Origin of the sequence: Streptosporangium brasiliense (genome assembly GCF_030811595.1) — a bacterium.
Classification (GTDB): domain Bacteria; phylum Actinomycetota; class Actinomycetes; order Streptosporangiales; family Streptosporangiaceae; genus Streptosporangium; species Streptosporangium brasiliense.
In genome coordinates, this window is sequence record NZ_JAUSRB010000002.1 from 2,747,926 (window position 1) to 2,764,050 (window position 16,125).

General features: G+C 71.4%; 16 protein-coding genes. 12 read left to right on the forward strand and 4 right to left on the reverse strand.

Annotation, left to right across the window (positions count from 1 at the left end; genetic code table 11):
* The first annotated feature begins 75 nt into the window (after window positions 1-75).
* The gene (greA, locus tag J2S55_RS21445; RefSeq protein ID WP_370879689.1) at window positions 76-591 is read left to right on the forward strand and encodes a transcription elongation factor GreA; all 516 of its coding nucleotides are present in this window, start codon (window positions 76-78) and stop codon (window positions 589-591) included.
* Window positions 592-815: 224 nt separating this feature from the next.
* On the forward strand, window positions 816-2,093 hold the full coding sequence (locus J2S55_RS21450) for a C40 family peptidase (RefSeq protein ID WP_306863850.1): 1,278 nt from the start codon (window positions 816-818) through the stop codon (window positions 2,091-2,093).
* 22 nt (window positions 2,094-2,115) lie between these two features.
* On the opposite strand, the gene J2S55_RS21455 is transcribed toward J2S55_RS21450, so the two are convergent.
* Window positions 2,116-2,715, reverse strand: a complete 600-nt coding sequence (locus J2S55_RS21455) for an acyl-CoA-like ligand-binding transcription factor (RefSeq protein WP_306863853.1) — start codon at window positions 2,713-2,715, stop codon at window positions 2,116-2,118.
* A gap of 133 nt (window positions 2,716-2,848) precedes the next feature.
* Here J2S55_RS21455 and abmR point away from each other — a divergent pair, with 133 nt between their 5' ends.
* From abmR to phoH2, 10 genes are all read left to right on the forward strand, one after another.
* Complete coding sequence (abmR, locus tag J2S55_RS21460; RefSeq protein ID WP_306863856.1) at window positions 2,849-3,376, forward strand: ATP-binding transcription factor AbmR; 528 nt, start codon at window positions 2,849-2,851, stop codon at window positions 3,374-3,376.
* 290 nt (window positions 3,377-3,666) lie between these two features.
* Window positions 3,667-5,466 (forward strand): phosphoenolpyruvate carboxykinase (GTP), encoded by a 1,800-nt coding sequence (locus tag J2S55_RS21465; RefSeq protein ID WP_306863858.1) that lies wholly within the window; start codon window positions 3,667-3,669, stop codon window positions 5,464-5,466.
* Window positions 5,467-5,551: 85 nt separating this feature from the next.
* Window positions 5,552-6,535 (forward strand): TIGR04222 domain-containing membrane protein, encoded by a 984-nt coding sequence (locus J2S55_RS21470; protein ID WP_306863859.1) that lies wholly within the window; start codon window positions 5,552-5,554, stop codon window positions 6,533-6,535.
* Window positions 6,536-6,570: 35 nt separating this feature from the next.
* Complete coding sequence (locus J2S55_RS21475) at window positions 6,571-7,383, forward strand: MbnB/TglH/ChrH family RiPP precursor modification enzyme (protein ID WP_306863861.1); 813 nt, start codon at window positions 6,571-6,573, stop codon at window positions 7,381-7,383.
* Window positions 7,384-7,405: 22 nt separating this feature from the next.
* A complete protein-coding gene (locus J2S55_RS21480; protein WP_306863862.1) occupies window positions 7,406-7,915 on the forward strand; it encodes an SCO6045 C-terminal-like domain-containing protein in 510 nt (169 codons plus the stop codon).
* Window positions 7,916-7,941: 26 nt separating this feature from the next.
* Complete coding sequence (locus tag J2S55_RS21485) at window positions 7,942-8,997, forward strand: TIGR04222 domain-containing membrane protein (RefSeq protein ID WP_306863864.1); 1,056 nt, start codon at window positions 7,942-7,944, stop codon at window positions 8,995-8,997.
* 77 nt (window positions 8,998-9,074) lie between these two features.
* Complete coding sequence (locus J2S55_RS21490; RefSeq protein WP_306863867.1) at window positions 9,075-10,034, forward strand: DUF7064 domain-containing protein; 960 nt, start codon at window positions 9,075-9,077, stop codon at window positions 10,032-10,034.
* Window positions 10,035-10,138: 104 nt separating this feature from the next.
* Entirely contained in the window at window positions 10,139-10,615 is a 477-nt protein-coding gene (locus J2S55_RS21495) for a hypothetical protein (RefSeq protein WP_306863869.1), read from the forward strand.
* 79 nt (window positions 10,616-10,694) lie between these two features.
* Complete coding sequence (locus J2S55_RS21500; RefSeq protein WP_306863872.1) at window positions 10,695-11,462, forward strand: isoprenyl transferase; 768 nt, start codon at window positions 10,695-10,697, stop codon at window positions 11,460-11,462.
* A gap of 221 nt (window positions 11,463-11,683) precedes the next feature.
* Entirely contained in the window at window positions 11,684-13,027 is a 1,344-nt protein-coding gene (gene phoH2 / locus J2S55_RS21505) for an RNA 5'-3' helicase PhoH2 (protein ID WP_306863873.1), read from the forward strand.
* A 228-nt stretch (window positions 13,028-13,255) separates the two neighbouring features.
* Here phoH2 and J2S55_RS21510 read toward each other — a convergent pair whose 3' ends face one another.
* The 3 genes from J2S55_RS21510 to J2S55_RS21520 are packed head-to-tail and all read right to left on the reverse strand — an operon-like array spanning window position 13,256 to window position 15,920.
* Entirely contained in the window at window positions 13,256-13,846 is a 591-nt protein-coding gene (locus tag J2S55_RS21510; RefSeq protein WP_306863876.1) for a hypothetical protein, read from the reverse strand.
* The gene (locus J2S55_RS21515) at window positions 13,843-15,249 is read right to left on the reverse strand and encodes an ATP-binding protein (protein ID WP_306863879.1); all 1,407 of its coding nucleotides are present in this window, start codon (window positions 15,247-15,249) and stop codon (window positions 13,843-13,845) included. Before J2S55_RS21515 ends, J2S55_RS21510 begins: the two co-directional genes overlap by 4 nt.
* On the reverse strand, window positions 15,246-15,920 hold the full coding sequence (locus tag J2S55_RS21520) for a response regulator (protein WP_306863882.1): 675 nt from the start codon (window positions 15,918-15,920) through the stop codon (window positions 15,246-15,248). The genes J2S55_RS21515 and J2S55_RS21520 overlap by 4 nt, the downstream gene beginning before the upstream one ends.
* Between the last annotated feature and the right edge of the window lie 205 nt (window positions 15,921-16,125).

Sequence of the window (16,125 nt, forward strand, 5' to 3'; positions counted from 1 at the left end):
AGCGTTCGAGCGGTTAACTTGTTAGCCTTTCGAAATTCGAACGACAGCTACCCAAGCACGAAGCCCCCATAGAGGATGCAAGGAGAACCCGTGGCCGACTCCCACAACGAGAGCGTCACCTGGCTCACTCAGGAGGCGTACGACCGCCTGAAGGCGGAGTTCGAATACCTCTCGGGGCCCGGGCGCGTCGATATCGCCAAGAAGATCGAGGCCGCCCGCGAAGAGGGCGACCTCAAGGAGAACGGCGGCTACCACGCCGCCAAGGACGAGCAGGGCAAGATGGAGGCCCGCATCTTCCACCTCCGGCAGATCATCGACAGCGCCAAGGTGGGTGAGGCGCCGCGCACCGAGGGCGTGGTGGGCCCCGGCATGACCGTCACCATCCGCTTCGAGGGCGACGACGAGGAAGTCGCCTTCCTGCTGGCCTCCCGCGAGGAGAGCGGTGCCCCGATCGACGTCTACTCGCCGAAGTCGCCGCTCGGCGCGGCGATCAACGGCAAGAAGATCGGCGAGAAGGCCACCTACACGATGCCCAACGGCCGCTCCAACACCGTCGAGATCCTTGAGGCCGTTCCCTACATCGGTAGCTGACCTCGCCCGGACCAGTTGATCCGCCGGGACCCCGTCCCGGCGGATCGCCATGTCCAGGGAGGCGTGCGCTCCGAGACATGTCCTGAAGGCGGGGCCTTGAGGCATGCCGTCCGGCTTGTGACCGTGTCGTAGATAACAGAGTGTTTTGGCGGGTTCGCGTGCATCATGGCGCGGCGTACGGCACTCTCTTAGGGCTGGATCAGAACGGGTGGAAGGGGGACGCCGTGTTGGATCGGCGGACACGGGTCTCCGATCTGATCCATGAGGCCCGGCAGGATCTCGCCTACCGCCCGCGCATCCGCTACGGCCGCGGCGCCCGCCTGCCCAGGCAGGCCGTCCCCGTCATCGCGCTCTTCCTCGTGGCCGTGCTGGCCACGGGGGTGGTGGTGGTCACCCAGCTGCCGGAGCGGACCCCGGAGACGGTCGCCCTGCGCAGGCCCGTCGCCCGGCAGAGCCTCCAGGCCGGCACGGCGACGGCCCCGCCCACGCAGACCTGGCCCACGCAGACCCCGCCCACGCAGGCCCCGCCGCTCCCGGTGGCCCCGCTCACCTCGATGCACCGGCCCAACCTCTTCGTCGTCGCGGCCAAGCCGCTGCGCTCGGCCGTGGTGGCGCGGGTCGCGCAGGTCGCCGGGGTGCGGGCGGTGGAGCGCGCCGACGCGGCGGAGGTGGGCATGGACGGCAAGCGGGTGCAGACCCTGGGGGTCAACCCCTCGACGTTCCGCGCCTACACCCCCAAGCCGACCGCGCGTTCCGACAGGCTCTGGCGCAACGTCTCCGCCGGTGAGATCGCCGTCTCCTTCGTCCTGGGCAACGACGGCGGCATGCCGCTGGGCAAGTCCGTCGCCACGGCCGGGCAGACCCTGCGCGTGGGCGCCTACGCGACGATGGGCATGGGGGCCATCGACGCCGTGGTCTCGCGGCAGACCGCCCGCGCGCTGGGCATCCCGGAGAACAACGCGCTGGTGGTGAGCGCCCCGAAGGCCGATTCGGCCAAGCTGCGCCGCGCCCTGCTGCGGATCCTTCCCCGGGGCAGCCAGGTCGCCACGATCAATCCGGTGCTGTCGACCCCCAAGCGCGCGACCTGGTCGGCGGGCGCCTTCATGACCGCCCCCCAGGTCAAGACCGCCCTCACCGCGGCGATCAGCAAGCTCGGCCGCCCCTACGTCTGGGGCGCGGAGGGGCCGGACACCTTCGACTGCTCCGGGCTGGTCCAGTGGGCCTACGCCCAGGCGGGCATCAAGGTGCCCCGGGTGACCCACCAGCAGTTCGTCGCGGGCCCGCAGATCCCCCTCTCCCAGGCCCAGCCCGGTGACCTGCTGTTCTGGCGGCACGACCCGACCAACCCCAGCTACGTCTCACATGTGGCGATCTACTGGGGCGGCGGCAAGATGCTGCACGCCCCCAGGACCGGAGACGTGGTCAAGCTCGTCCCGGTCAGCACCCGCAACTTCGCCGGCGCCGTCCGGATCAGCCCGGACGTCGCCGCCCGCGTCCGCTGACGCCCCGCGGGCCGGACGGCGGTCAGGGGCACAGACCCGATTCGAGGAGGGCGAGGGCCTCGTCGAGGGCGTCGGCCAGCCGGCCGGCGCCGGAGCCCTCGGCCCAGGCGGACACGGCCGGCAGCAGCGCGCCGACCACGGCCCCGGCGGCCGTACGGCTCAGCGGGTCGACGGCGCCGAGCCCCCGGCGGCGGGCGACGCCCGCGGCGAGCAGGCCGATCATAGTGATCGTTCTGTCCACCGTCCTGGAGTGCAGCGCTGCATGGCTGAGCTGCAGCCTGACGCGGGCGAGGATGTGCAGCTCCTCCTCCGGGGAGAGCCGCCCGAACACCGCGCGCACGGCGGCGCGCAGCGCGGGGACCGGTCCGAGGCCCGCCGGCTGCGCCGCCAGAGCCTCCAGCAGGAGGGGGCCGTAGTCGTCCGGGGCGGCGACGTCCTCCTTCACGGGGAAGTAGCGGAAGAAGGTGCTGGGCGAGATCTCCGCCGCGTCCGCGATCTGCTCGACCGTCGTGGCCTCGTACCCCTGCTCGGCGAAAAGCCGCAGAGCGTGGTCCTGGATCGTCCGCCGGGTCTTGGCCTTCTTGCGTTCGCGCAGTCCCTCGGGGCGCGGAGGTGAACTCATGTGCCGATTCTGACCTCTCGGTCACCTGCCTGAACACCGCCGCCGGCACCGCGTTCACCGACGCGGGCGCTGCGCGCGACCCGTCGGCACGAGGTGCTGGCTCTGCCGGATGAAGCGATGTAATCTCAATTACATGGAAAATGACGAAGCAGTAGGGAAGCTCCGCGGATGGTTCTCGGGCCGGCTGCCCGAGGGGTGGTTCGAGGGGCCGCCGGAGATCGTGCTGGACCGGGAGGAGATCGCGGTGGTCGGCCGGCTCCGGCCGCCCGCGCTCGGCGACGACGTCTCCGAGGTGGAACGGGCCGCCGCCGTGGAGGGCGGCGTGCAGCGCTTCCGCGAGGAGACCAGGGAGCGCCGCATCGAGATCGCGCTGGAGGCCGAGCACCGCTTCCGCCGGAAGGTCTCCTGGGGGGTCGCCGTCGGCGACGAGACGGTGATGTTCACCACACTGTCGGTGCCGGTCATGACCCGGTTGCGGCAGTCGGAGCGGCGGGTGCTCGACACCCTCGTGGCCGCCGGGGTCGCCCGCAGCCGGAGTGACGCGCTGGCCTGGTGCGTGCGCCTGGTGGGCAAGCACACCGACACCTGGCTGACCGATCTGCGGGACGCGCTCCAGCATGTCGACCGGGTGCGTGCCTCGGGGCCGGACGTGAACTCCTGAGGCTGGTCAGGGAGAACGGTCGAAAATTGGTCTGAACCTGTTCAGCGATTGGTTTAGACCTCTTGGAATGGCCTATACCACTGCCGGAACGGCTTTCTTTAGTTTCTCTTCTTCGGGGTACGTCACTCAGAACGTCGCTGCCTCTGCCAGCCCATATGCCCCGCGGGGTAGGTGGAACAGGGGTGATGCGGCGCCGGACCGCACGCATTCACTGGTCTACGCCAATTGGATTAAATGCGGTTTCTCTGTCAATGATGTTTTGGCCCTGAGAAGCGTAAGGAGCCGCAGCAGTGTCCGTTATCGCAGACGTAACCGCCCCCAGCCCGACCAGCCACCCCGAGCTGGCCGCCTGGGTCAAGGAGATCGCCGAGCTGACCCAGCCCGACCGGATCGAATGGTGCGACGGCTCGGAGACCGAGTGGACGCGCCTGACGAACCTGCTGGTCGAACAGGGCACCTTCAAGCGCCTGGCCAAACGGCAGAACAGCTTCTACGCCGCCTCGGACCCGAGTGACGTCGCCCGCGTCGAGGACCGGACGTACATCTGCTCCGAGCGCGAGGAGGACGCCGGGCCGACCAACAACTGGATCGCCCCCGCCGAGATGCGCCGGACCTTCGGCGAGATCTTCAAGGGCAGCATGCGCGGCCGCACCATGTACGTCGTGCCCTTCTGCATGGGCCCGCTGGGCGGTGACATCTCCCAGCTCGGCGTCGAGATCACCGACTCGCCCTACGTGGTCGTCTCCATGCGCATCATGACGCGCATGGGTGAGGCGGCGCTGCGGCTCATCGAGGAGCGCGGCGGCTACGTCAAGGCCGTCCACTCGGTCGGCGCCCCCCTGGAGCCCGGCCAGCACGACGTGCCGTGGCCGTGCAACTCCACCAAATACATCAGCCACTTCCCCGAGACGCGGGAGATCTGGTCCTACGGCTCCGGCTACGGCGGCAACGCGCTGCTCGGCAAGAAGTGCTACGCGCTGCGCATCGCCAGCACGATGGCCCGCGACGAGGGCTGGCTGGCCGAGCACATGCTCATCCTCAAGCTCACCCCGCCGTCCGGGGAGCCCCGCTACGTCGCGGCGGCCTTCCCCAGCGCGTGCGGCAAGACCAACCTGGCCATGCTCCAGCCGACCATCCCGGGCTGGAAGGTCGAGACGGTCGGCGACGACATCGCCTGGATGCGTTTCGGCGCCGACGGCCGCCTGTACGCCATCAACCCCGAAGCCGGCTTCTTCGGCGTGGCGCCCGGCACCGGCGAGGCCACCAACGCCAACGCGATCAAGACGCTCTGGGGCAACAGCATCTTCACCAACGTCGCCCTCACCGACGACGGCGACGTGTGGTGGGAGGGGCTCACCGAGGAGCCCCCGGCGCACCTGACCGACTGGAAGGGCCGTCCCTGGACCCCCGGCAGCGGGGAGCCCGCCGCCCACCCCAACGCCCGGTTCGCGGTCCCCGCCGCACAGTGTCCGACGATCGCCCCCGAGTGGCAGGACCCCCAGGGCGTGCCGATCTCGGCGATCCTGTTCGGCGGACGCCGCGCCAGCGCCGTCCCCCTGGTGACCGAGTCGCTGAGCTGGCAGCACGGTGTGTTCACCGGAGCCAACATCGCCTCGGAGAAGACCGCCGCGGCCGAGGGCAAGGTCGGCGAGCTGCGCCGTGACCCGTTCGCGATGCTGCCGTTCTGCGGATACAACATGGGCGACTACTTCGCCCACTGGATCAAGATCGGCCAGCGCGAGAACGTACGGCTGCCGCGCATCTACTACGTCAACTGGTTCCGCAAGAACGACGACGGCAAGTTCATCTGGCCCGGCTTCGGAGAGAACAGCCGCGTGCTCAAGTGGATCGTCGACCGCCTCAACGGCGAGGCGGAGGCGGTCGAGACGCCGATCGGCCTGCTCCCCGCCGAGCTCGACACCGAGGGCCTCGACATCCCCGCCGAGGACCTGCGGACCCTGCTGAGCGTGGACAGGGACGTCTGGAAGGAGGAGGCGGCGCTGATCCCGGCCTTCTTCGAGACCTTCGGCGACCACCTTCCCAAGGAGCTCTGGGACGAATACCACGCGCTGGTCGAGCGGCTGAACTGAGACCTCCCGGCTGCAACTTCCGTGTGGCCCCGTGCGTCTACATGACAGCGGGGCACACGCCCCGCCTTCCCCCCGGGAGGCGGACATGGAATTCGTACTGTTCGTCATCGCCTTCGCCCTGGCCGTCGCGGTCAACGCCACGGCCGCGGCGGTGCGCCATGAGCATCGCCGGGTCCGCTCGGTCGCGGCCAATCATCACGGAGGCCAGTTCAGCCCCTACGAGCTCGCCTACCTGTCCGGCGGGCCGCTGCGCGTGGTCAACACCGCCCTCGGCCTGCTGGCCAGGGGCGGGGCCGTCCGGGTGTCACGGGGCGGTCAGGTCAGCCTCGTGGTCGGCGCCCTGCCCTCCCCCGAACCGATCGAGCAGGCCGTCCTCGACGCCCTGCGCGCCCGGGGCAACTCCTGCCCGGCGGGGGAGCTGCGCCGTACGGTCGCCGACGGCCAGGCCATGAGCGGCCTGCGCTACCGCCTGCTGGGCATGGGACTGCTGGTGCCCGACGGCTCCCTCGCCGGGGCGGGCCGGCTGCTGAACCGGCTGCTGCTCCTCACGGTGTTCGCCGCCGTCTTCGAGGTCGGCGCCGTCCTGTCCGTCTCCGACTGGGGCTTCTTCGGCGTGGCCGCGGTGGTGATCGGCACCGTCGCCTGGATGAGCGGTCTGGTCTCCTACCTGCGCCAGAAGCAGGCACTGCGCGGCGTCCTCAGCAAGGCGGGCCACGACGTGCTCGGCTCGGCCCGCAAGGTCCATGTGCGGGGCGCCCGCCCCGCGACCCCGGACCTGGCCTTCGCGGTCGGCGTCCCGGTCGCCCTCTACGGCCTGGGCGAGCTGGGGGACCCGGGCCTGGAGGAGGAGCTGAAGCGCGGCCAGGCCCAGGGCTCCGCGGGCTGCGCCGGCGGCTCCTGCGGGGGCGGCTCCTCCAGCTCCGGCGACGCCTCCTACGGCGGGGGCGGCGACTTCGGCTCCGGCGGCTGGGGTTCCGGCGGAGGCGACTCGGGCGGAGGCGACTCGGGCGGTGGTTCGAGCTGCGGCGGCGGCTGCGGCGGGGGCTGTGGCGGCTGTGGCGGCGGCTGACCGGGGCGCGTGGTGATCGGGGAGGTGGTGTGAGGATGTCCGGATCCGGGCCGTTGGGCGTCGGCATCGGCTGGCGCCCGGAGATCGACCTGACGGTGGAGCGCCTGCCCGGCGTGGACTTCGTCGAGGTCATCGCGGAGAACGTGCGGCCCGACCGGCTCCCGGAGTCGCTGCGGGTGCTCCGCGCCCGCGGGGTGCCGGTGATCCCGCACGGCGTCGGGCTGGGGGTGGGCGGCGCCGAGCCGCCGGACCCGGCCCGGCTGGCGCACCTGGCGGCCTGCGCCCAGGCCCTGGACGCGCCGCTGGTCAGCGAGCACCTGGCCTTCGTGCGGGCGGGTGGCATGGAGGCCGGCCACCTGCTCCCGGTCCCGCGCACCAGGGCCGCGCTCTCGGTGATCGCCGAGAACGTACGGCGGGCGCAGGCGGCGCTCCCCGTCCCGCTGGCTCTGGAGAACGTGGCGGCCCTGTTCGGCTGGCCGGAGGACGAGATGACCGAGGCGCAGTTCCTCGGCGAGCTGGTGGAGACAACCGGGGTCGGGCTCCTGGTCGACGTGGCCAACCTCTACACCAACCAGGTCAACCTGGGGCTGTCGGCCACCGCCGCGCTGGACGGCCTGCCGCTGTCCGAGCTCGCCTACGTGCACGTCGCCGGCGGCCACTCCCACCACGGCCTCTGGCACGACACCCACACCGCGCACGTCCCCGGCGAGGTGCTGGACATCCTGTCCGAGCTCTGCGCCCGCGCCGACCCGCCCGGCGTGCTGCTCGAATGGGACGACGACTATCCCAGCGACGCCGCGCTCGCCGCGGAGCTCGACCGGGTCCGCGGCGCGATGGCCCGTGTCTGAGGACCGCCCCGGGGAGGCGCCGGTGGCCGAAGGGCGCGTACGGGACGTCCGGGCAGGGGACGTGCCGGCGGATCCCCGGCCTGGCCCGGACGGGGCCGGGAGTGCCCCGGCCGGGGCCCGGGAGGCGTTGGGTGGTGCCCGGGAGGCGCTGGGGGGTGCGCAGGCCGGGCTGCTGGCCGCTCTGGTCGCCGGGGCCGAGGCGCCTGCGGGGTTCGACGAGGCACGGCTGCGGATCCAGGCGGCCGCCCTGATCTCCAAACGGCGCGGCACGGTGGCCCGGCTCCGGCCGGACCTGGTGGCGCTGCTCGGCGACGACTTCGCGCGGGAGTTCGAGGCGTACGCACGGGGCCGCCCCAAGCCGTCGGGCGGCTCCCGCGCCGACGCGCGTGACTTCGCGGAGCGGCTCAGCGCCCAGGGGCGGCTGCCGGACCCCGGCCGGGGCTCGGAGCCGCCCGCCGGGACCCGCCGTTGGTCCCACCCCCTGCGGCGGGTGCTGAAACTTCTCTCGGGCACCGTTCGTCCAACTGGGTGAGGACACCTTCTCGGGGGGAGGTCGTCATGCTGACCACTCTGATCGTCGTCGTGACGGTGGCGTTGGTGACGGTGGCGGGCCTGATCGCGCTGAGACTGGCCATGCACTCCCCGAAGGTCTACAGGGGGCCGGCCCCGGACCTCTACGAGCTGTCCCAGCTCGCGGGCGGCCGGTTCCGGGTGGCGAACACCGCCCTGGCCGCCCTGGCCGCCAGAGGGGCCCTCACGGCCCGGCGCGACGGGCGGCTGATCCGGGTGGCCCCGCCCCCGCAGGGGATCGCGGACCCGGAGGGCACCTCGGGCCCGGAAGGGGTCCCTCCTACGGCGGGGACCCCGCCCCCGGGGAGGATTTCGGGCCCGGGGAGGATTTCGGACCTGGAGGCGGCCTCGCCTCCGGAGGGGGCCTCGGCCCCGAAGAGGGTTTCGGGCCCGGCGGGGATCCCGCCTCCGGCGGAGACTTCGAGTCCAGGGAGGGTTTCGGGCCCGGAGGGCACCTCAGGCCTGGAGGGCACCGCGGCCCCGGAGGGCACCTCGGACCTGGAGGCGGCCTCGGCCCCGAGGAGGGTTTCGGGCCCGGCGGGGATCCCGCCTCCGGCGGAGACCTCGAGTCCAGGGAGGATTTCAGACCCGGAAGGGACCTCGGGCTTGGCGGGAGCCTCGCATCCGGTGGAGGCCGAGATCCTCGCCCTGCTCGGTGACCGGCCCGGGGGTCTTCCGGTGTGGGAGGTCAAGGCGGCGATCGTCCGCGGGCCCGCGGTCACCGCGCTGATCGCGCACATGGAGGGGCTGGGGCTGGTCGAGGCGTGCGGTGCCGCGCGGGTCGAGCCCACCCGCCTGGGGCAGGCCGCGCTGGTCCACCACCGCCTGCGCCACCGCGAGGAGGCGTCCCTGCCGCCGCGCCCCCGGGACCACGTCTCCAGGGCGGAGTTCGACCTCTGCGGGATCGCCCTGTACGGCCTGGGCCGGGCGAGTGACCGGGAGCTGGCCGCCGTGCTGTCGCTGAGCGGCACACCGGCACCTCCCGCACCGGGCGGCGACAGGGGGCCGGACGCCCCGCGAGGGCGGGGTGGAGATGATCGCTGAGGGCTGTCCCGCCGGGGGGCCGGTCGGTTAGGTTGGCCCGGTCGTGTAGCCAAGCGCTTGCATGGGAGTGGGCCGTGGTGAAGATCATCGATCACGGGACGTGGCCGCTGAGTGAGGCGGACGAGGGGACGCATCCGGCCGGTGGCGAACGGCTGTGGAGCGAGTCGTTCTACTTCGACTTCGCGGCCGAGGACGGCTCCCTGGCCGGTTACGTCCGGCTGGGCCTGTATCCCAACTGGGACCGCGCCTGGTACTGGGCGTGCCTGGTCGGCCGGGACCGGCCGCTGGTGCTGCTCGCCGACGACTGTGCCCCGCTGCCCACGTCCGGCCTCACGGTGCGGGGCCGGGACTACCGGGCGACCCACGAGACGACGGCCCCCATGCGCTCCACCAGGCTGACCCTGGAGGCCGGGGCGGCCGCCGTGCTGGAGGATCCGACGTGGGCCTACGACGTCCCCGACGGGGCCCCGAGGACCTCGCTGGAGTTCGACCTGGAGTGGGAGACGGTCGGCGGGGTCTACCCCTACGGGTTCGTCCCGCGCTACGAGATCCCCTGCAGGGTCGCCGGCGTGATCAGGGTGGGCGGCGAGGAGATCCCCTTCGCCGGACACGGCGAGCGCGACCACAGCTGGGGGGAGCGCGACTGGTGGACGGTCTCCTGGCTGTGGAGTTCCGGGCGGCTCGACGACGGGACGTTCTTCCACGGCATGCGGGCCAACCTCGGCGCCGAGCTGTCGTGGCCGTGTTTCACGGTCTCGCCCGAGGGCGTGCTCGGCCACCGGGAGGGGTTCACCGCGGCGACCGAGTTCGGCGAGCACGGCCTGCCCGTCCTCTCGCGGCTGGCCGTGCCGGGGGCCCCGATGACCGTCACCCCGGTCGCCTTCGCCCCCGTGGGGATGACCTCCCCGGACGGCGAGCCCGCCCGTTTCCCGCGCGCTCTGTGCCGGTTCGAGGCCGAGGACGGCCGCCGGGGACACGGCTGGACGGAGTGGCACCAGCCGCCCGGGTGGCGTGAGCACAGCTGGCGTCGAGGGTGAGCATCGCCGGCATTGAGAACGTTTTGGCAGGCTGTGCCGGGGATAACCTCTGTGAGGTGGGGGGACTGCGTTGTCTTGATGGGTCGTATCTGACCGTTACGCCGGTGGCGTGCCGGGACAGCGTCGGCCTGCCGTACGAGGTCACCCTCGAACTCCACCGCGACGGCACGCTCTACGGGACGGTGGGGGAGCGGTGCGGCTGGTTCCTCGTCCGGCTGGCCAAGGGCGTCGCCGAGGCCCGGGCCGGTCTTGAGGCGCAGTGGCCCGACCCCGACGACCGCTTCCCCGAGGAGGAAGAACTGTTCGCCTTTCGTTACCGGACGAGGAACGGGATCGTGAGCGGGGGCGAACTCCGATGTCAGCTGCGCACCATCCCGATCTGGGTCCCGGCCAGGCGGGGGAGCGCCGGTGAATGGCGGCTGACCCGCAGGGCGTTCGTGGAGGCCTGGGGCGGTGGTGGGGTGGGCATGCGGGCCGTGCTCACCTCGGCTGAGCTGGGCGCCTTCGTGGAGGCACTCGTCACGGAGGCGGAGGAGTGCCTGGCGCCGCAGAAGTCCGGCAACTCAACCGGAACCCGATAGACGGGGCGGAGAGGTCTCGCGGGCGGTGATAATTGCCTGTCAGCGCCCTTCGACGGTGGGCGTTGAGGGGAGGGACTCCATGGGCGTGCGCGATCTCGTCTACCGGCTGTACGAACGGCGGCTGGAGGCGAAGCTGCTCCGCCAGAAGGACATGGCCCCCCGGCATGTCGGCGTCATCGTCGACGGGAACCGGCGCTGGGCGCGCTCGATGGGCATCGACGACGTCAGCCGGGGTCATCGCAAGGGCGCGGACAAGATCTCCGAGCTCCTCGGCTGGTGCCGCGAGGCCGGCGTCGAGGTCGTCACCGTGTGGCTGCTGTCCAGCGAGAACATCAACCGGTCGAAGGACGAGCTGGACCTCCTCGTGAAGATCATCGAGGACGTGGTCCAGGAGCTCGTCGCCGACGGATGGCACATCAACCCTATGGGCGCGCTCGATCTTCTGCCCGATCACACGGCGCATGTCCTTAAAAACGCAAAAGAAGCAACATCACACCGTCCGGGTTTGATTGTGAACGTTGCTGTTGGGTATGGAGGAAGGCGTGAGATCGCTGATGCGGTGCGCTCCCTTCTCCAGGAGCACGCCAGCAAGGGCGCGAGCATCGAGGACCTGGTGGAGGTCCTCGATGTGGAGCACATCGCGGAGCATCTCTACACGCGCGGCCAGCCCGACCCGGATCTCGTCATCCGGACCTCGGGAGAGCAGCGGCTCTCCGGCTTCCTGCTCTGGCAGAGCGCCCACTCCGAGTTCTACTTCTGCGAGGCCTACTGGCCTGACTTCCGCAGGGTCGATTTCTTGCGGGCGCTCCGCTCGTATGCCGCGCGGCATCGACGGTACGGCTACTGAAACACCACATGAACACCCCCTTTCGGACAGGCTTGTCCCTTTGGCGGGTGGGTATTCAGGACGTACCGTAACAAGTAGGCGGGCACAGCCCGCCTACTCCGGAGAGGGCTCGCCTTTGCGTCACGACTGCCAAGGAGGGCCGGTCGCCGGCGCCTCCTCGGCAAGCCGCGAGCGTGGGCCCGGGTCCGGTCCGCATCCCAGCTCATGGCAGGGCGCCCCCCATGGCGCCCGGGGGAGAACGCGTGGCAAACCCTTCGTCCTCACCCACGTCGCCGGTCACCAGCCGGCGTACGTACGTCCTGGACACCTCGGTCCTGCTGGCGGATCCAGCGGCGATGAGCCGCTTCGCCGAGCATGAGGTCGTCCTCCCGATCGTCGTCATCACCGAGTTGGAGGGCAAACGCCACCATCCGGAACTCGGATACTTCGCGCGCAAGGCGCTGAGGTACCTCGACGACCTACGGGTGACACACGGGCGGTTGGACGAGCCCATGCCGATCGGCGAGGGCAGCATCCGGGTCGAGCTCAACCACAGCGACCCGTCGATCCTGCCCGTCGGCTTCCGGCTCGGCGACAACGACACCCGCATCCTCACCGTGGCGCGGACCCTCGCCGCGGAGGGGCGTGAGGTGGTGCTGGTCTCCAAGGACCTGCCGATGCGGGTCAAGGCGGCCTCCATCGGTCTCGCCGCGGAGGAATACCGCGCCGAGCTGGTGGTGGAGTCCGGCTGGACCGGCATGGCCGAGCTCCAGGTGACCACGGAGGACATCGAGACGCTCTTCGAGCACAGCACCGCCGACCTGCCCGAGGCCCGGGACCTGCCCACCCACACCGGTCTGCGGCTGCTGTCCAGCCGGGGTTCGGCACTGGGCAGGGTCCTGCCGGACAAGTCGGTGCGGCTGGTGCGGGGCGACCGGGAGGTGTTCGGCCTGCACGGCCGCTCCGCCGAGCAGCGCATCGCCCTCGACCTCCTGATGGACCCCGAGGTCGGCATCGTCTCGATGGGCGGCCGGGCGGGCACCGGCAAGTCCGCGCTCGCCCTCTGCGCGGGCCTGGAGGCGGTTCTGGAGCGCCGCCAGCACCGCAAGGTCATCGTCTTCCGCCCGCTGTACGCCGTGGGCGGCCAGGAGCTGGGCTACCTGCCCGGTTCCGAGAACGAGAAGATGGGCCCGTGGGCGCAGGCCGTCTACGACACCCTCGGCGCGGTCACCACGCCCGAGGTGATCGAGGAGGTCATCGACCGGGGCATGCTGGAGGTGCTGCCGCTCACCCACATCCGCGGCCGGTCCCTGCACGACGCCTTCGTGATCGTGGACGAGGCCCAGTCGCTGGAGCGCGGGGTGCTGCTGACGGTGCTGAGCCGGATCGGCGCCAACTCCAGGGTCGTGCTCACCCACGACATCGCCCAGCGCGACAACCTCCGGGTGGGCAGGCACGACGGCGTGGTCGCGGTGGTGGAGAAGCTCAAGGGCCATCCGCTGTTCGCGCACGTCACGCTGACCCGCTCGGAGCGCTCGCCGATCGCCGCCCTCGTGACCGAGATGCTGGAGGACATCACGATGTAGGCCGCCGCCCGCGGGTCCTCCCGCGGCGGGCCGGCCACCCGGCCGGCCGTCCGCGGAGGATCCGCGGGTCCCGGCCCGTCCCGGCGGGAGCCGCTTCCCTCCGGCCCGTCCCGGAAGGGCCGCTTCCCCCCGCGCCCGGCGCCGCGGGAGCGGCCCTCTCCGGCCCGTCACGGGTACGGCGGGCCGCGCCTCACGGCCGGTACGGGGCGCAGCCGCCCCCCAGGCCCGTCACGGCGGGAGCCGTACCCCCTTGGCCGCCAGGTCCCGATACTCGAAGCAGGTGTGCTCGCCCAGCGACGCCGGGGTACCCGGGAACAGCCGGGTGACCTCGACGCTCCAGATGCTCTCCTGCTTGTTCTGCCTGATGGTGCAGGTGATCTGGGCGAGCCCGGCCCTGGAGATCTCGCCCTCTCCCGTGATGATCACGTTCAGCCGGTAGCCCAGCTTGCCCCCGGGGTCGTTGCGCTGGGGCGTGTCGGAGTATCGGGTGGTCTCGGTGTCGTAGTGACTGAACTCGTTGAGCGCGCTGCTCAGCCCCTTCTTCGGCGGCTGCTTCCCGGCCCGGAACAGGGTGTTGATGATGTCCTTGGCGGAGTCGGAGCCCACGGGGATGCTGGCGGGCTCCAGCCGCCCGTCGCGCAGCAGGTAGACCGTCACCCACGTGGGGCTGTAGCTGATCACCGGAGGGCGGCCCTGGTCGCGGACCTCGGTGGGGGCTATTCCGCAGCCGCCCAGCGTCAGGGCGGCGGCGAGCAGGCACGCCGGCCACCGCGGGCGGAAGGGGAGCGGGCGGAAGGAGACCGGAGCGTGGAGCCTCATGTCGAAGGCAGCCAGACCGTGAAGAGCGTGCCCGGATCCTGCGGGCGCACCGAGATGGTGCCGCCGTGCAGGCGGGCGTTGGCCCGCGCGATGGACAGGCCGAGGCCGCTCCCGTCGCCCCGGGCGCCCGCCTTGTAGAAGCGGTCGAACACGTGGGGCAGGTCCGTGGGCGGGATGCCCCTGCCGTGGTCGCGTACCTTGACCTCCAGGCCGTTCGGGGTGCTGCGGGCGGTCACCACGACGGGAGGCTCGCCGTGGCGCAGGGCGTTGCCCACCAGGTTCGCCATGATCACGTCGAAGCGCCTGGGATCGAGGGAGAAGGCCAGTCCCTGCGGCACGTTCACCTCCACCCGTTCCGACCAGCCCCGCGTCTCCAGGCAGTCGTAGATCACGTCGGCGATGTTCGTGGTGTCCAGGTTCAGGGTCGCCGTGCCCGAGTCGAACCGGCTTGTCTCGATGAGCTGCTCCACCAGGGTCCGCAGCCGCCCGATCTCCCGCAGCACGAGCCGTACGGCCGCCGCCGGCTCGCGGGGCAGCCGTTCGGCCTCCTCGGAGAGCATGTCGGTCACCGCGGTCATCGCGGTCAGCGGGGTCCTGAGCTCGTGCGAGACGTCGGCAACGAACCGCCGTGACATCGCCTCCAGCGAGCGCAGCTCGGTCACGCTCCGCTCCAGGGCGGCCGCGGTGTCGTTGAACGTCGCGGTCAGCTCCGCCAGCTCGTCCTGACCGCGCACGGGCAGGCGGGTGTCCAGGTGGCCGGCGCCGAGCGCGCGGGCCGCCGAGCCGAGCCGCCGGACCGGCAGCAGCACCCGCCGGGCCGACACCAGGGCGACGGCGAGCGCGATGATCAGCATGATGGCCCCGGCGGCGGCCAGCGGCTGCCGCAGGTCGTCGAGGAGCTGCTCCTCCTCGGCCAGGGGGACGAACACGAAGACGCTCATCCCGGTGGGCTTGGCGATGCGCAGGGGCTCTATCCGCCACACGGGGGTGCCGATGAGCAGCCACATCTTCCCGTCGATCGTCTGCCGCTTGGTCACCAGCCGCCGGGCTGCCCCGGCGTCGAGGTCGGCGGGGACGTCGTTCATGCTGAAGTCGCCGTCGGGGTAGAGGTAGCTCTGGTAGCGGACCACCACCCCGCCGTTGCGCAGGCGCAGGCTCTTCTGCAACGTGCTGATCTGCGCGTCGGTCGGCGGGCTGTCTCCCGCCCAGAGCGCGCCGATGGGCACCCTGATCCCTTCCAGGGTGTCGCGCACGTCGCGCACGGCCACCTGCTCGGCGAGGTCGATCGTCCGGCCCTTGACGAGCTCGTAGCCGATCCCCGCGACCAGTGCGGAGGCCGTCACCGCGATCAGGGTGAAGGCGATGACCAGGCGGCCGCGCAGCCCGGTGTAGGCCCGCTTCACGGCGGGCTGAACCGGTAACCGAACCCACGGACGGTGTGGATGAACTGAGGTTCGGCGGGCACTGACTCGATCTTGGCGCGGACCCGCTGGACGCAGGCGTCCACCAGCCGGGAGTCGGCGACGTGGGTGTGGTCCCAGACGGCCCGCAGCAGGTATCTGCGGTTGAGCACCTGGCCGGGGTGGCGGACCAGTTCGAGCAGGAGCCGCAGCTCGGTGGGGGTCAGATGGACCTCCCGGCCGGCCAGCGACACCTTGAGCGCTCCCCGGTCGATGACCAGGTCGCCGAAGGTGATGCGGTCGGAGGCGACCGACTCCACCCGGCGCAGGACGGCGCGGATCCGGGCGTCCAGCACGCGCGGCTCGACCGGCTTGACCACGTAGTCGTCGGCCCCCGCCTCCAGCCCCACGACCACGTCCAGGTCGTCGCCCCGGGCGGTGAGCAGTATCACCGGCAGCTGGTCCAGCCTGCGGATGCGGCGGCACACCTCGACACCGTCGATCCCGGGGAGCATGACGTCCAGGACGACGATCTCGGGGCGCCGCGTCCGGATGTGGTCGAGCGCCTCCTCGCCGCTGGCGTAGGAGGTCACGGAGTGGCCCTGACGGGTCAGGGCCAGTTCGAGCCCGGTCCGGACCGAGGGATCGTCTTCAACAAGGAGGATGCCGGCCACCGGGTAATTATTCTTCCAATATGGGAGGACACCTGCACCGTCACGGAACTGTGACATGAGGTGGACAGTAACCAAATATGGCGTTGAAAGCCTAATGGAGGGCGTTTCCTCCGGTGCGGGGGTACGTAGGAGGCCCCCGCCCGGTAAATGTGATGAAAATCACATTTACCGGGCCAAATCCCAGGAAAGTCCATGTAACCAGCAA

What these genes read in the sequence shown, in the direction of transcription:
- phoH2 (WP_306863873.1), top strand. Translation starts at nt 11,684, where the DNA reads ATGGCGCCCGGGGGAGAACGCGTGGCAAACCCTTCGTCCTCACCCACG.
- J2S55_RS21510 (WP_306863876.1), bottom strand. Translation starts at nt 13,846, where the DNA reads ATGAGGCTCCACGCTCCGGTCTCCTTCCGCCCGCTCCCCTTCCGCCCG.
- J2S55_RS21470 (WP_306863859.1), top strand. Translation starts at nt 5,552, where the DNA reads ATGGAATTCGTACTGTTCGTCATCGCCTTCGCCCTGGCCGTCGCGGTC.
- J2S55_RS21455 (WP_306863853.1), bottom strand. Translation starts at nt 2,715, where the DNA reads ATGAGTTCACCTCCGCGCCCCGAGGGACTGCGCGAACGCAAGAAGGCC.
- J2S55_RS21475 (WP_306863861.1), top strand. Translation starts at nt 6,571, where the DNA reads ATGTCCGGATCCGGGCCGTTGGGCGTCGGCATCGGCTGGCGCCCGGAG.
- J2S55_RS21500 (WP_306863872.1), top strand. Translation starts at nt 10,695, where the DNA reads ATGGGCGTGCGCGATCTCGTCTACCGGCTGTACGAACGGCGGCTGGAG.
- abmR (WP_306863856.1), top strand. Translation starts at nt 2,849, where the DNA reads ATGGAAAATGACGAAGCAGTAGGGAAGCTCCGCGGATGGTTCTCGGGC.
- greA (WP_370879689.1), top strand. Translation starts at nt 76, where the DNA reads ATGCAAGGAGAACCCGTGGCCGACTCCCACAACGAGAGCGTCACCTGG.
- J2S55_RS21485 (WP_306863864.1), top strand. Translation starts at nt 7,942, where the DNA reads ATGCTGACCACTCTGATCGTCGTCGTGACGGTGGCGTTGGTGACGGTG.